The sequence below is a fragment of the Sorangium sp. So ce381 genome, assembly GCF_051473845.1.
Taxonomy (GTDB): Bacteria; Myxococcota_A; Polyangia; order Polyangiales; family Polyangiaceae; genus Sorangium; species Sorangium atrum.
The window spans coordinates 8,446,953-8,462,201 of the sequence record NZ_CP150336.1; the positions used below are offsets into that span (position 1 = coordinate 8,446,953).

Genomic DNA, 15,249 nt, shown 5'->3' on the forward strand with positions numbered 1-15,249 from the left:
ACACGCTCAGGCTCAATCGATGAGCGTCCGCGCAGGGCGCCCGGGCTCGCCCTTCACCAGCGTCGCGCCGAGCTCCAGCGTCTCGGGGAGCATCCCCTGAACCTGCGCGACCACCTGCTCGACCACGTGACGGGCCTCGTCGATGCTCGGACCCACGATCGAGACCACGAACTTGAGCGGCCCCGTCCGGCCCGCGACGGCCGGCGTGAGGCTGAGCAGGAGCATCTCGGTCAGATCGATCACCCGCTGCGCCGCCTTCCGCAGGGCGAGCATCTCCAGGATGGTCGGGCGCTCGCTGACCTGGCGGTTCGGCCCGCGCAGCTCGTACCGCGCGACCTGCATCGGCACCTCGGCCCAGTCGGCGAACAGGCCGTCCTCGTCGATCGCCTTCATCAGGTGCTCCCGCACGAGCAGGCCCGTGAGGCCGTCGCGCTTCGCGAGGTACTGCTTCGCGCGCCGGTGCTGCGGCGAGTCCGGGCCGAACGTCACGAGCTTCATCCGGCACTCGCCGACCTGCACCTCGCCGCCGTGCAGCAGCGAGACCTGCGACTTGCGCTCGTAGTTGAAGTCCGCGTAGCTGCCGTTCGTGCTGCCCTGGTCCTCGATGAACCACGAGCCCGTCTGCCACTTCAGGATCGCGTGCGCCCCCGAGACGGTCGCCTCGGGCACGCACAGGCTCTGATCGCTGCGGCGGCCGAGCGCGAGCTTCGTGTCGTGCAGCGGCAGCAGAGAGCCCACGATCTCGGGCGCGTTCGTCGCGTACGTCACGAGCAGCGACTGCGCCCCGGGGGTGAAGTTCAGCTTGAGCGCGCCGCCCGGCGGCGGGCCTGGATCGAGGCGCTCGCGCGGCAGCTGGATCGGGCTCGTCGTGAGCTGCGACGGGTTGAAGAAGCGCATGTGCCGCGCCTGCGGCCGCATCGACGGGTCCTCGTTGAGGCCGCGGAAGATCTGCCGCACCTCGTCGATCGACAGGCCCGCCGGGACGTCGAACATGATCTGCTGCTTCATCGTCTTGACCCGCGGCTTGTAGCCGGGCTCCGGGACGCGGCAGGTCCACATCTCCCAGAGGGTCAAGGCCATGGCGTACACGTCGTCCTCGGGGCTCGCGCCGCCATTGCGCAGCCGCTCGGGAGACATGTAGTTCGGCGTGCCGCCGTCGGGCGGGGCGCCTGGACGGCGCGCCGAGGCGCGCGCGCGCTCCTGGGCGAAGCCGAAGTCGAGGATCACCGCGCGGCCCTCGGAGACCATCACGTTGCCGGGCTTCAGGTCGCCGTGGACGAGGCCCTGCGCGTGGATGGCCGCGAGCCCGTTGCAGACCTCGCTCGCGATCTTGCGGAACTCGTCCGCCGAGTAGCCGCCCTGGGCCTTGCGCTTGCGGATGTGCGTGTGGAGCGTCTGCCCGGGGATCTGCTCCATCACGAGGATGGGGCCCCACGGGCTCGGCGCGAGGTCGTGCACGCGACAGACGTTCGGATGGCCCACCGAGCGAGCGAGGAGGAGCTCCTGGCGGAGCGCCTCGTCGTCGCCTGGCATGCGCGACTCTTCGCGGACCACCTTGAGGGCCACGGTCTGCTGCGTCGAGCGATCGAAGGCTAGGAAGACCTCGCCCATGCCGCCCTTACCGAGGCTCTGACGGATGTCGTAACGGTCATTGATGACCGTTCCGGCAGTGATGGGAGGAGGGGGTGTCTTGGTCACGGCCCGCGGTGGATAAAAGGAGCGCGAACCGGAGCGTGCCCGACACCGGCTGCGGCGCACAGCGTCGTCCATCTGAACGTAGAGCGCAACGGTCGTTCGGAGGGAGAGGCCGGACACCGCGCGGAGGCGGCCGCTTCCCCGCTGATTTGGGCCAAGATCGCCCTTCCGAACGTCCCGGCCGCCGGGATCCCTTGACGATGACGGCTGATTTGTTTACGCGCCTCCGCCGGCCCGGCGCGACCGCCCCGCGCACGCCGGCGAGCGCGCGCTGTACGCCGGGCCAGCGAGCCGTTGAAGCCACGTCCATCCACCGGACGGGCGAGAAGGTCGGCCTCTCCGCGATGGCCTGAGAACGGCCCAGCGGACCGATGTTCGTCCGGGACGACACAGAGGGCGCGACGCGCTCGCGCCGGTCGCCGTCGCCTTCGACGCGCTCGCGCCGGTCGCCGTCGCCTTCAGCGACGACGGTGGTCGCGTGCGCAACGCGTGCGCAACGCGTGCGCGCCGACGGCTCCCTGGCTCCGCTCATGGGCTTCGCGATCGCAGGCGCGTCGCTCGCCCTCTCTCTTCGCCGACGACGCGAACCGCCGCTGGATGGGCGACCTCGCGCTGAACGCGGCTCCCTGTCCGTGGTCGCGTCCGCCGCAGATCGACCCCCTTCCGACCGCGCGCCGCGCAGCGCTCCACGACGGAGCGATCCGCCCGCGAACCGCGCAGACCGAGGCGATGCGCAGGCCATGCAGACGTCCCGCTCCTGCGCGCGATCCGTCTACGTTCTTCGCGCCACAGCGACCCGCCAAGGTCACCGACGTTCAGCCTCGTGCGGCCCGCCACGCATCACTGACCGTACGGACGGCAGCGCACCATACGCCGCGCATTTCCTGCTTGTATCGTGGCACTGCAGATTGACACCTCAGAGTCGCCTCAGTCACACTGCTCCCGAGGCGGCTGCTGTGTGTCCAATCTTCACCTCCTCCCGCTGCCCGAGGAGAGGCTCGACATGCCTGATAGCGGACAGCGAGAGGTAACCGGCAGCTCGAAGGTCTCGAGGGCTGCCGCGACAGACCCGCTGCTGGGGCGTGTCATCAACGGCCGCTTCAAGATCGTCAGCGTCATCGCCCGCGGCGGCATGGGGAAGGTGTACAGGGCCGAGCAGGCGCCGCTCGGCCGCATCTGCGCGCTCAAGGTGCTGAGCCCCAAGTACGATGGCGACCACGATCCCGAGTTCCACAGGCGCTTCTTCCTCGAAGCGTCGATCGCGGCGAAGCTCACGCACCCGAACACGGTCACCGTGTTCGACTACGGCCAGAGCGACGACGATATCTACTACATCGCGATGGAGTACATCGAGGGGAAGACCCTGCACCGCGTGCTCCGCGAGGAAGGGCCGTTCTCCGAGGCGCGCGCGGCCCACATCGCGCGCCAGATCTGCCGGTCGCTCCGCGAGGCGCACGGGCTCGGCGTCGTGCACCGCGATCTCAAGCCGGGCAACGTGCTGCTCGTCGATCACGAGGACGAGCACGATCACGTGAAGGTGCTCGATTTCGGGCTCGTCAAGGACACCCAGAGCGGCGAGGACCTGACCCAACAGGGCCTGTTCATGGGCTCGCCCAAGTACATGGCGCCCGAGCAGATCACCGGCAACGACGTCTCGGCGCGCACCGATATCTACGCGCTCGGCGTGATGATGTACGAGATGCTGTCGGGCCAGGTGCCCTTCGACAAGGGCGCGAGCGTCGGGACGCTCATGTCGCACGTCCACGACCAGCTCCCGCCGATGCAGGCCCACAACCCGCAGCTCTCCATCTCGCAGACGATGGAGGGGATCGTCTATCGCTGCCTGGAGAAGGACCCGGCGCATCGCTTCTCCTCGATGAACGAGCTCGTCACCGCGCTCAAGTTCGCGGCGGGCGGCATCTCCACGCGAGACACGGGCGAGAACCCGCCCATGCCGTCCGGCGCGACGGGCTACCGCGCGTCGTTGCCCTCGTATCCCTCGGCGCCCTCGCAGCCGTCGGCCACGCCGTACCCGTCGGCGCCTTCGTATCCGTCGGCCGCTTCGTACCCGTCGACGCTCTCGCGTCCGCCGGCCACGCCGTACCCATCGGCGCCTTCGCATCCTCCGGCCACGCCGTACCCATCGGCCCCTCCTCTCTCGACGACGAGCGATTTCCCGGGCCTCTCCACGCCGAACTCGTCGCCCCCCACGAGCGCGCCCGCCACCTCTACAGGCCCCCTCGCCACGGACAGCGCCCTCAAGCAGCCGGCGGCGCCCGTCTTCGTCCCCCCGTCGATCACCGACGCGATGGGATCGCGCCCGGCGCCGCCCGCGGAGGGGCTCTCCTCCACCCAGACCGGCGCGGGCCCGGGTCGAAAGGTCATCCCCTGGGCGCTCGCCGCGACCCTCGGTGTCGGGGTCGGCGTCACCGCCGTCCTGCTGGCGCGCGTACCGGCCGCCCCGACGAGCGCGGCGGCGCGCGAGCAGGGCGCGGCGAGCCCGCCTCCGCCCGCAGCGCCGGCCCCGGCAGCGCCGGCGGCGCGGGGGCTGCAGATCGAGAGCACGCCGCCCGGCGCGGCCGTCAGGGAAGGCAACAAGGAGCTCTGCGCCGAGACGCCGTGCGAGATCGTCTGGCGAGGGGCCGCGGCCGCGCTCGCGCTGGAGCACGAGCTCGTGTTCGAGAAGCCGGGCTACAAGCCCGCCACGGTGCGCGTCTCCGGCGCCGAGGAGAAGGTGCGCGCGAAGCTCGACCCGGCCGCGATCGCGGCGCCGGCGGCCCCGATCAAGCCCAGGGCGAACCTCCAGAAGCCCGAGCCGTACAAGAGCAACCCCTACTGACGAGGGCGCGGACGCGCCCCGGCCGCTCTTCTGGTAGAGTCGCGGCGCTCTCGCGGCTGCGGCCCCTCACCATGGCCGCAGCGGCTTCGCGTTCGCGCGAGAGCTCACCGGACGCTCCTCGCGTCGACCCGTCGATGAAGTGTTCGGTGTGATGTGGGGAGCAGCGCCGTCAGCGCTCCCGAGCTCTCGCCGGGATCGCCGTCGCTCCCCGGCCCCGCTGAGGACAGGGCGAACTCATGTCGTCTTCCGATTCCTGCTCGCACCGCCGCCGCGACGCCGTCCCGGCGCTCGACCCGACCCACGACGCCCGCGCAGCGCGGCCGCGCCGAGCGAGGGCGCTCCAGCGGAAGCTCCTCGCCTGCGCCGTCGCCTTCGGCGCGATGACCGCCGCGCGCGGCGCGCTCGCCGACGCCCGCACCGAGGCGCGCCTCCACTTCCGGGCAGGCATGGATCTCATCGCCCAGAAGCAGTTCGACGAGGGCATCCGGCAGCTCCAGAAGGCCAACGAGATCCTCCCGCACCCGAACGTCACCTTCAACATCGCGCGCGCGCACGCCGAGGCCGGCCACATCGAGCAGGCGCTCGCCGCCTACCGCGAGTACATCGCGAGCGATCCCCCGGACCGTGAGCAGGTGACGAGGATCGTGGAGCAGCTGGAGCAGCGCCTCGCCGCGCAGCGCACCGCGGCGATCCCCGAGCCGAAGCAGCCGCCGGCGCCCGCGCCGCAGCAGCCGGCGCCGCAGCAGCCCGCCCCGGGAGAGGCGCCCGCCCCGCCCGCCTCGCCGGCCCCCGCCGGGGAGCCGGCCGCGCAGGGCGCGCCCGCGGCGGCCGCGACGAAGGCGGCAGCGCCGGCGCCAGGGCCAGGATCGAAGGCGGCCCCCGGCGACGCCGCGGGGATCGTCGGCGCGGCCCGGACCGAGGACGTCTACCAGGAGACGGTCGTCACCGCCTCGCGCGGCGCCCAGAGCCCGCTCGACTCGCCGAACTCGACGACCATCGTGACCCGGCAGGACATCCGGCTCTCCGGGATCACGCGCATCCCCGAGCTGCTCCGGCGCGTCGCCGGCATGGACGTCATGCAAATCACGGGCGGCGACGAGAACGTGTCGATGCGCGGCTTCAACAGCCGCCTCGCCAACAAGATCCTCGTCCTCGTGAACGGCCGCACGGTCAAGAACGACGTGCTCGGCTCGACCTTCTGGGAGGCGCTCTCGATCGACGTGGATCAGATCGAGCGCATCGAGGTCGTGCGCGGCCCGGGCTCCGCGCTCTACGGCGCCGACGCGTTCGCCGGCATCGTCAACATCATCACGATCGAGCCCGGCGTCGGGAAGAGCGGCTTCCGCGCGGGCTACGGGGATCACCGGCAGGGCTACGCCTCGGTGTGGGCCTCGGCGCGCGAGGGCGATTTCGCGTACCGCCTCTCCGCGGGCTACACCCGCTACCCCCGGTGGTCGCGCGAGGTCGCTGACGACCGCATCGACCTCGAGACGAGCGGCCAGAGCCAGGATCTCGGCGCGCAGAACGTCCGCATCGACCTCCGGACCTCGCAGCGGCTCGGGCCGCAGCGCGAGCTCACGGTGGGCGCCGGCTACTCCCGGAGCGAGCTCGACATCTACGGCATCGGCCCGTTCAACGACTACAACCTGGAGGTCGCCAACGCCGACGTCGCGGTCACGTACCGCAGCGAGAACGTCAACGCGCGGACGTACTACTCGAACCTCGACGGGTACTCGCTGCTCAACGCCGCCTACCTCGGGCACACGCTGTTCGCAGGGCGGCCGCAGCAGCACGTCGTGAACGCAGAGCTCGAGTTCGTGAAGACGCTCCGCGCGCCCAGCCCCGTCGTGCACGACTTCCACATCGGCCTCGGCTACCGGCTCAAGGCGACGTCGTGGAGCTACCTCGAGGACGACATGCCGCTCGAGCACCAGGGCTCGGTGTTCCTCCAGGACTCGATGAAGCTCGGCGAGCGCGTCACGGTGGTCGCGTCCGGGAGGCTCGACTACGTGCCCTACCTGGAGCGGCTCATCCCGTCGCCGCGCGGCTCCGTCATCTTCAAGCCGACCGAGCGCCAGGCGATCCGCGTCTCCGGCTCGACGGCGTTCCGTTCGCCCACGTCGCTCGAGGCCTACGTCGACCTTCCCATCCAGCTCGCGCTGCCCGGCCTCGAGCTCCTCTCGACATCGAGGACGCCGGACAGCTCCGAGCGCCCCATCGACCCCGAGCAGATCATCACCGCCGAGGCGAGCTACCTGAACCAGCAGAGCGATTACTTCGAGTTCGAGGTCACCGCGTACTACAACCGCGTGAGCGATCTCATCGTGCTCGCCGAGCCTCAGCGCACGACCCTCTCGCAGCGCGCCCACGGGTCCGGGGGGCTGAACCCGGAGACGGGGAGATACACCTCGGGGTTCGGCGGCTTCGAGAACCAGAGCGACGTCTACCACGTCTTCGGCGGCGAGCTCGGCGGCCGCGTCTACCCCGTCGAGGGGCTCGACATCTTCGCCAACTACGCGCTCAACCGCTCGGTGCACCGGCGCCCGGACGGGCGCGACACGCTCGAGGACGCCCGCACCAGCCGGCACAAGGTGAACGCAGGGGTCCAGCTCCGCACGCCGATCGGCGTCGACGGCGAGGTCACGTTTCACTACCAGTCCTCGCAGGTGTGGGCCGAGCAGGTCCCGACGGGGACGGTCATCGCCACGAAGCAGTACGAGCTGCCCGCGTACACGCTGCTCAACGCGCGCGTCGGCTACCGCTTCCTGGACCGCGCCGAGATCTCCGCGACCGTGTTCAACGCGCTCGACGGGCTCGGCGACAACGCGCTGCAGATGCACCCGTTCGGCAACCGCATCGGCCGGCGCTTCATGGGATTCTTCAGCTACTCGCTCTAGTGCTCGCTCTAGCCACCGCCATGCTCCGACCCAGCCCCCGCACCGGTCTCCTCCTGCTCGGCGCACTCCTCGCGGCCCTCCCGGGCTGCGACGACGTGGAGGTCTTCGTCCCGCTGCCGGATCAGAGCGGCCCCGCCGGGGTGCTCGACGGCACGGTGACGTACGCCGGACCCAGGCCCTGCACGAAGGACGGCCACGTCGTCGGCGCAGCGATCGTGCTCGGCTTCGACACCCGCCTGCTGCCGCCGCCCGAGGGGCTCGGCACCTCGGCCGCGAGCATCGACGTGATCCCCGGCGACGAGCTCTTCGGGGGCCTGGGCGCCGCGCTCGATCGCACCGCGGACGGCGCGCTCCACTGCCCCGAGCCGGACGCGCCGCCCGTCACCGTGAGCGCTACCTGGAGGCTTTCGCCCCTGGCCGCAGGCACCTACCAGATCCGCGGATTTTACGATCACGACGGCAACTTCGACCCCACCTTCGGCATCGCCAACCTGCCGACCCGGGGCGACGTGGCCGGCGGCGCGATCGAGAACGCGACCGAGGTGCTCGCCGGCGCCGCGCCGCGGTACCGCGCGATCACCATCGCCGCCCCCATCCCCGAGACGGGCACGCGCGTCAGCGGCATCGCCGTCACCCTCGGGCTCCCGCTCCCGCTGGAGCGGCCGCTCTTCCACGTCGCCGAGGTGCTCGCGCCGGCGTCCGGCGTCACGCAGAGCCCGAGCGAGGTGGTCATGGCCTCCGACTTCCAGCTGGAGACGTTCAGCCAGGCCGATCCCGCCGGCACCGAGGCGTCGCTCCTGCGCCTGCGGCTCGCCGCGGGGGTGCCGGACGGCGAGGTCGCGCGCGCGGCGAAGCCCCCGCTGTCGCTGCCGGTGGGCGGCGAGGCCGCGCCGACCCTCACCTACGCGCGGCAGGACGTGAACGGCGACGGGGCGATCGACAGCGACGACCATGTCCCCGACTCGGCCCTGATCCCGGCGCTCTTCCCGATCTCGGTGTTCGCCAAGCAGGACGACGAGGAGCCGCTGACCAGCCAGGCCGCGCCCGCGGTGCTCCTCCAGGGGCTCACGATCTACGACGATCTCCTGACCACGGCGACGCTCGGCCCGGAGCCGCTGAACGAGCCGCGAGACAGCGCGCTCATCGGCGTCCGGCCCGCGGCGCTGTGCATGCACCCGACCGAGCCGCAGCAGGGGGGCGTGCTCGTGCTCAGCCACAAGACCGACAAGGAAGGGCACGACATCATCGCGGAGCGGGACGTGGCCCAGGTCGAGGAGGCGCTGAGCCGGCAGTTCGGGCGAGAGATCAAGGTCGCGTTCGGGTGCCTGCCCGAGGGGCGCTACGCGCTCAGCCTCATCTACGGCACCGGCCAGGCCTGGACCGTGCCCAACGAGGCCGGCGTGTGCGCGCCGTCGGAGACCGAGACCTCCGACGGCGAGATCTGCGGCGCGCGGCCGCGCCTCGCGTCGCAGCGCGTCGCGCTGGTCATCGGTCCGCCGGACGACGAGGCGTACTGCGCCGAGCACCCGACGCCGGCGGCCTGCGCGCGCTGAGCGCGGCGGCCGCGTCCGGTCCCGATCGGCGCGGAGGCCGCCGCGATCCGCGCTCGGGCGCGGCGAAAGCGCCGGTTTCCTGCTGGAGGCGGCGGTTGCCTCGCGCGCGCGGACCGATGGTAGGGTCTCGGCATGCGCTGCACTTGCTTTCCCTCGCTTGCTCTTCTGGGGGCGCTCGGCGGCGCCGCGGCGGGCGTGCTCGTTCCATCCGACGCGTCCGGCGGCTGGCCGCCGCCCGTGTCGGCCAGCGCAGAGGACATGGCCGAGCCCGAGCACTGGCCGAACGACCCCGACTACGGCACGTCGGTCACGCAGAGCGGACAGTGGAGCTTCTACTCGTTCATCCCGGCCTCGAGCGGGTACGTCCGGCAAGAGGAGTCCGCCGCCGGCATGGCGATCGATCTCGCCTGGCGCTTCACCCAGGGGGATCCGCGCGTCAGGATCGCCGTCGCCGACTCCGGGATCCTCTGGGGAGAGGGGGATCTCCTGGAGAAGGTGTGGCTCAACCAGGGCGAGCTCGCGGCCCACAAGCCGCGGCGCGCGGACGGCGCGGCGTGCGGCGGCGACGGCGCGCTCGAGGGCTTCGACTGCAACGGCGATGGGATCCTCTCCGTCGCGGACTACAGGGACACGCCGGAGCTCACGCCCGCAGCGTCGGAGGGGCGGCCGCAGGGCGATCGGAACGGGAACGGCCAGCTCGACGCCGGCGACCTCCTCCTCCACTTCTCCGACGGGATCGACGACGATCAGAACGGCTACGTCGACGACATCGCGGGCTGGGACTTCTTCAAGAACGACAACGATCCGTTCGACGACGCCCGCGACGGCCACGGCACCGAGGGCGCGAAGACGTCGGCCGCGCAGACGAACAACCAGCTGGGCGGCGCGGGCGTCTGCCCGCAGTGCCGGGTCATCCCGCTGCGCGTCGGCGAGAGCCACGTCGCCGACGCGCAGGACCTCGCGAAGGCGCTCCTCTACGCGGCCGACGGCCGGGCCAACGTCGTGCAGTGCCCTGTGACCGCGGTCGACAACACCGGCTTCGTCCAGGCGGCGCTCGACTACGCCCACGCCCAGGGGACGCTCGTCGTCGCGTCGATGGGCAACGAGGGCTCGCGCCACCACGGCGTGCCCGCGACGAGCAACCACGCGCTGCCCGTGAGCGCCGTCCGCTACGACGGCCAGAGCGTCGCGACGTCGACCACGTTCGTCGACGCGTCCCCGTGCTCGAGCTTCGGCGGCAACAACGTCCTGGCCGTGTCGAGCCCCGGCTGCGCCAGCGACGCGACCGCCGAGCTCGCCGGCGTCGCGGGGCTGCTCTACTCCGTCGCCCTCGACCGCGGCGTGTCGCTGTCCCCGGGGGAGGTGCAGAGCTTGCTCATCGCGACCGCCGACGACATCGCGGTGCCGGAGTCGCAGGAGCCCGGATCGCTGTACCGCTTCTCGCAGGCGGGGTTCGAGCAGCGGTTCGGCCACGGCCGCGTCAACGCGAACCGCGCCGTGGAGGCGCTCAGCGAGGGGCGCGTGCCGCCCGCCGTCGACATCACGTCGCCGCGGTGGTTCGAGGTCGTCTACAAGGATCAGGTCCAGGGCCCGGTGCCGATCGAGGGCACCATCTCGGCGAAGCGGGCGATGGCCTACGACTACTGGGTCGAGTGGGCTGCAGGCGCGCAGCCGCTCGAGGCGGATTTCAAGGTGATCCACAAGGAGGCGAACCTGGCGCCAACGGTCGTCACCGGCACCGAGGGCCCGATCGCCTCCCTCGACGTGCGCACGATCGACACGTCCCACCTCCGCGACCCCGACAGCCCCCACGGCGAGGACGATCGCGCGATCACGGTGCGCGTCCGCGCGAGGGCCCACTACGCCGCCGGCAACGTGGAGAGCGAGGCGCGGCGCACGGTCCACGTCGACAGCGATCCGACGCTGGTCCAGGGCTTCCCCGTCCGCGTCGGCGACAGCGGCGAGGGCAGCCCGAAGATGGCCGACATCGACGGCGACGGCGTCCGCGAGCTCGTCTATCCGACGGCCGGCGGCGCGCTGCACGTGCTGAAGGTGACGCCCAAGGGGCCGCAGCCGCTGCCGGGGTTCCCGTTCATGACCCGCGCCACCGACGGCCTGCTCGCGCCGCCGCCGTCCCCGGCCACGCCCGATTACCTCGGCGCCCCCGCGTACAGCAAGGTGAACGGTGAGCTCGGCCGCGAGCCGATCCTGAGCGCGCCCGCCATCGCGGACCTCGACGGCGACGGCAGGCAGGAGATCGCGATCTCCACCTGGCCGGGCACGATCTACGTCATCGGCGCGGACGGCAGCGACCGGTACGGGTGGCCGATACGCCTCCCCGAGATCCCCTCCTGCCCCCTCGATCCCGGGGCTCCGGCGAGCGCGCCGTGCATGTCCGCGGCCGCGCGGATCGCGCGCGGGGCCTTCGCCTCGCCGGTCCTCGCGGATCTCGACGGCGACGGGCGGCTCGACGTGATCCAGGCGGCGTTCGACGGCACGGTCCACGCGTTCGACAGGGATGGCCGCGCGCTGCGCGGCTTCCCCGTCGAGGTGCACTACGCGGGTCCGCTCGCCGAGGAGCCGGCGCGGAGCCGCCTCCTCGCGACGCCCGCCGTGGCCGACTTCAACGGCGACGGGCTGCCGGATCTGCTGGTCGCGTCGAGCGAGCGGCTCGGCGAGGACGGCGAGGCCGGGGCGGTCTACGTGATCGATGGGCGGGGCACGACCGCGCCCTCCGGGCCCGTGCTCGCGGGGTGGCCCGTCACGGTGCCGTCGCTCTCGCTCGACCCGCTCGCCGCGGAGGGGATCACGGCCTCGGGCGTCGTCGGGCGGTTCGACGGCGCGCTGGCGGGCGTCGTCCAGGGCAACGGCGCGCCGCCGCTCGTCCTACCGGCCTCGCCCGGCGAGCAGCTCGAGCTCCTGGCGACGCCGGCGGGCGCGCTGCCGCGGGCGAGCGACGGCTCACAGGCCGGGCTCGACCCGACGTTCGGGCCCCTGTCGCCCGCCGCCGGCGCCCGGACGATGATCCCGTTGCTGTCGCAGCCCGCGCTCGGCGACATCGATCAGGACGGCACCCCCGACGTCATCGCCGCGGGCGCGTCGAACGCGGCCGCGCTCGCCCTCACGGGCGCGCAGGGGGCGGCGCAGCCGGGGCCTCACCTGCTCGCCATCTGGAGCGGCAGGTCGGGCGCGATGCTGCCTCGCGCCCCGTTCGTGCTCGAGGACTACGCGATCTCGGGCAGCCAGGCGGTCGTCGATCTGAACGGCGACGGCTACCCCGAGGTGCTGAGCGGATCGAGCGGCTACTTCCTTCACGCCTTCGACGGGTGCGGCCGGGAGCCGCGCGGGTTCCCGAAGTTCACCGGCCAGTCGATCACCACGACGCCCGCCGTGGGCGACCTCGACGGCGACGGCACGCTCGAGATCGCGGTGGGCACGCGCGACGGCTGGCTCTTCGCCTGGCACACCGAGGCGACGACAGGCGCGCTCATCGCCTGGGAGAGCCTCCATCACGACAACCAGAACACGGGCAACCTCGACACGCCGCTCAAGCAAGGGAGCGCGCGGAGGGCGCCGCGGCCGCTCACGGTGGACCTGTGCGAAGGCCCGCAGCAGGCGCCGCTCATCCTCCAGCTGGGCGGAGGCTGCGGGTGCGAGGCCGCGGGCGCCGAGCCGCGGCACGGGTCCGGCGCTCGCGGCGCGGGCGCGGCGCTGGGCGCGGCGCTGGTCGGGGCGATGGCGCTGAGGGGGAGGCGGCGGAGGGCGTAGGCCGTGAAGGAACCGCGCACCGCCGCGCGGCTCAGCGCCGCTCAGCGCCACCCGACCTGCAGCACGCACGCCCCCGAGCTGCCGGCCCCGCAGCGCAGCTCGAGGAGGCGCGCGGTGGACCCTGACGTGGACGTTGCGAGCAGCGCCCGCAGGAAGCCGCTCACGTAGCGGCACATCACCGGCGCGAGCCCGTCGGGCAGCCAGAGATCGACCTTCGCGCTGTGGGTCGACGTGCGCTCGACCTGGACGCGCCCCCACGCGTGGAACCGGCGGAGCAGCGGCCCCGCCACCTCCAGCAGCGCCTCCGGCGTCCGCGCGACCTGGAGCCTGCGCAGCATCTCGGGGAGCGCCGCGCTCGCGAGCGCGCCGCCGGCCGCCTCCACGGTCCCGGGGGCCTCGTCGCCGAGCGCGCGCAGGTAGGCCACGAGGGGCGCCACCGGGTAGAGCGCGGCGTCGTCGGTCGCCGCGGCGATGGCGTCGCGGTCCGCCGGATCGAGGCCGCTCCACACGCGCGCCTCGCCCCCTTCACCGAGCCGCCGCGCCGCCTCGGCCCTGCAGAGCCGGAAGGCCAGGCCGCGGCTCAGCGGCGCGCCGTCGTGCTGCGCCGGGATCGGGGCCTGCGTGCGCTCGCCTGGGCCCGAGAGGAGCGGGCTCGAGAGGAGCGCGGCGGCGAGCGCGTCGGAGAAGGCGACAGGCGAAGCGATGCGCCGGGACGGCTCCGGCTCGAGCGCCCGCGCGAAGAGGGCGTCGACGCTCGGGGAGAGCCCCGGCCGCGCGCGCGAGGGAGGCGTGATCTCCCCGCGCTGCTGCATCGCGACGATGCCGTAGGTGCCCGCGGCCTCGAACGGGGCCCTGCCCGTCAGCATGGCGTAGGTGACCGCCGCGAGGGCATACGTGTCGAGCGCCGGCTGCGGGTCGGCTGCCCCGGGGATCAGCTGCTCCGGCGCCGCGAAGCCGCGCGTCCCGCCGACGAGATGAGGCCGCTCGCTGCCCAGCCGGGCCCCGAGCCCGAAGTCGATGAGCACCGCCCGCTCGATCCGCGTGTCGAGGAGGATGTTGCCCGGCTTGACGTCCGCGTGCACGTAGCCCTCGGCGTGCATGCTCGCGAGCGCGCCCGCGATCTGACGGACGACGCAGAGGACCTGGTGGAGGGGCATGAACCCGCCCTGCGGCGCGCGGTCGACGATGTGGCGGTGGATCGTCTCTCCCTCGACGTACTCGAGGAGGAGGTACATGCGCGCGCCGTCGAGCCGCCCCCAGCCGTACAGCTGGACGATGCTCGGGTGCCTCAGCCGCACGAGCGCCTCGGCCTCGCGGAGCAGCGCGCTGTCGTCCGGCTCCGTGACCACCTTGAGCGCGACGAGCTGGCCGAGGAGCTTCTCGCGCGCGAGGTAGACCTGCGACTGGCCGCCCTCGCCCAGGATCGCGGTGATCCAGTACTTGTCGTCCACGAGATCGCCGGGGGCGAGCCGCACGGGCAGCTCGCTCGCGTCGCCCCGGGCGGGCGGCGCGGGTGCGCCGGCGCTCTCCGGCGCAGGCTGCGACGTGGGCCGCTCGTTCGACTCGGTCACGTTCGGCGAGAGGCCGGAGCGCCGCGCGAGCTGCTCGCTCACCAGCCTGGCCGCGAGCTGGAGGGTCGCGATGCTCCCCGCGTCGAACTGCCGGGGCTCGCTGGACACCGCGCACACGCTCCCGACAGCCCCGACCCCCTCGAGGACGACCGGGAACCCGGCGTACGCGCGGACCAGGTTCATGGCCACGAGCGGGTTCTCGGACAGCACGGGGTGCGCCTGGGCGTCCTCGACGACGAGCGGGGCGTTGTCGCGCGCGACGTGCTCGCAGAACGACCACGAGCGCAGCGTCCCTCCGGCGATCGACAGGTCGCGGGGGAGGCCGGTCGCGCCGATGAAGATCTGCCTCGACGAGTCGATGATCGTGACGACGCTGGCCGACGTGCCCACGCCCCGCGCGACGAGCTCGGCGACGACGACGAGCTCGGGGTCGGGCGTCGTGCTGCGCAGGCCCCGCCGCTCGAGCTCGGCGTCGCGCGCGGGGTCGTCGAGGGGGTCGGCGGCGCCGGCCGCCGGCCCGTGGCTCAGGGTGGGACCGTGGCCCAGCGACGGGAGCAGCGCCCCGAGGAGCGCCTCCGCGGTGACCGGCTTGTGGACGACCGCCGCGACCTGCTCGTAGCCGCGGATCCGATGGAGGAAGCCGCGGAACCGCGACGTGACGATCAACCGCGCGGGCGGCGGCGTCCGATCGCCCGCTCGGACCCAGCCCTCGACCGCGGCGCGGTCCAGATCCGCGATGATGGCATCGGCGGCCGCGCACTCCTCGGGCGTGGGACGCGCGCCGGGGGGCGTGCAGACGGACCATCCGGCTCCCCGCAGCACCTCGGCCATGTAGTCGCGCTCCGTGGCGATGGGCTCCAGCAGCAGGACGTTGCGCGTCATCGAGCGGCGAGAGTACCTCGCCGGGGACGGGAGGAGCACGGGCG

Annotated in this window: 6 protein-coding genes; 4 read left to right on the forward strand and 2 right to left on the reverse strand. The window is 72.9% G+C overall.

All coding sequences use genetic code 11. From position 1 onward, the window contains the following. Positions 1-12: 12 nt before the first annotated feature. Entirely contained in the window at positions 13-1,698 is a 1,686-nt protein-coding gene (locus WMF29_RS31410) for an FHA domain-containing serine/threonine-protein kinase (protein ID WP_012238434.1), read from the reverse strand. A 1,000-nt stretch (positions 1,699-2,698) separates the two neighbouring features. Between WMF29_RS31410 and WMF29_RS31415 the strand changes: the two genes are divergently transcribed. From WMF29_RS31415 to WMF29_RS31430, 4 genes are all read left to right on the forward strand, one after another. Beyond that, positions 2,699-4,534, forward strand: coding sequence for a protein kinase domain-containing protein (locus WMF29_RS31415; protein ID WP_437323815.1), 1,836 nt, complete (start codon positions 2,699-2,701; stop codon positions 4,532-4,534). A 236-nt stretch (positions 4,535-4,770) separates the two neighbouring features. Further along, positions 4,771-7,431 (forward strand): TonB-dependent receptor domain-containing protein, encoded by a 2,661-nt coding sequence (locus WMF29_RS31420; protein ID WP_437323816.1) that lies wholly within the window; start codon positions 4,771-4,773, stop codon positions 7,429-7,431. Positions 7,432-7,451: 20 nt separating this feature from the next. Then, the gene (locus WMF29_RS31425; protein ID WP_437323817.1) at positions 7,452-8,984 is read left to right on the forward strand and encodes a hypothetical protein; all 1,533 of its coding nucleotides are present in this window, start codon (positions 7,452-7,454) and stop codon (positions 8,982-8,984) included. A gap of 132 nt (positions 8,985-9,116) precedes the next feature. Beyond that, positions 9,117-12,752 carry an FG-GAP-like repeat-containing protein gene (locus WMF29_RS31430; protein WP_437323818.1) on the forward strand — a complete coding sequence of 1,212 codons (3,636 nt, stop codon included), beginning with the start codon at positions 9,117-9,119 and terminating at the stop codon, positions 12,750-12,752. A 41-nt stretch (positions 12,753-12,793) separates the two neighbouring features. On the opposite strand, the gene WMF29_RS31435 is transcribed toward WMF29_RS31430, so the two are convergent. Next, complete coding sequence (locus WMF29_RS31435; protein WP_437323819.1) at positions 12,794-15,205, reverse strand: protein kinase domain-containing protein; 2,412 nt, start codon at positions 15,203-15,205, stop codon at positions 12,794-12,796. Between the last annotated feature and the right edge of the window lie 44 nt (positions 15,206-15,249).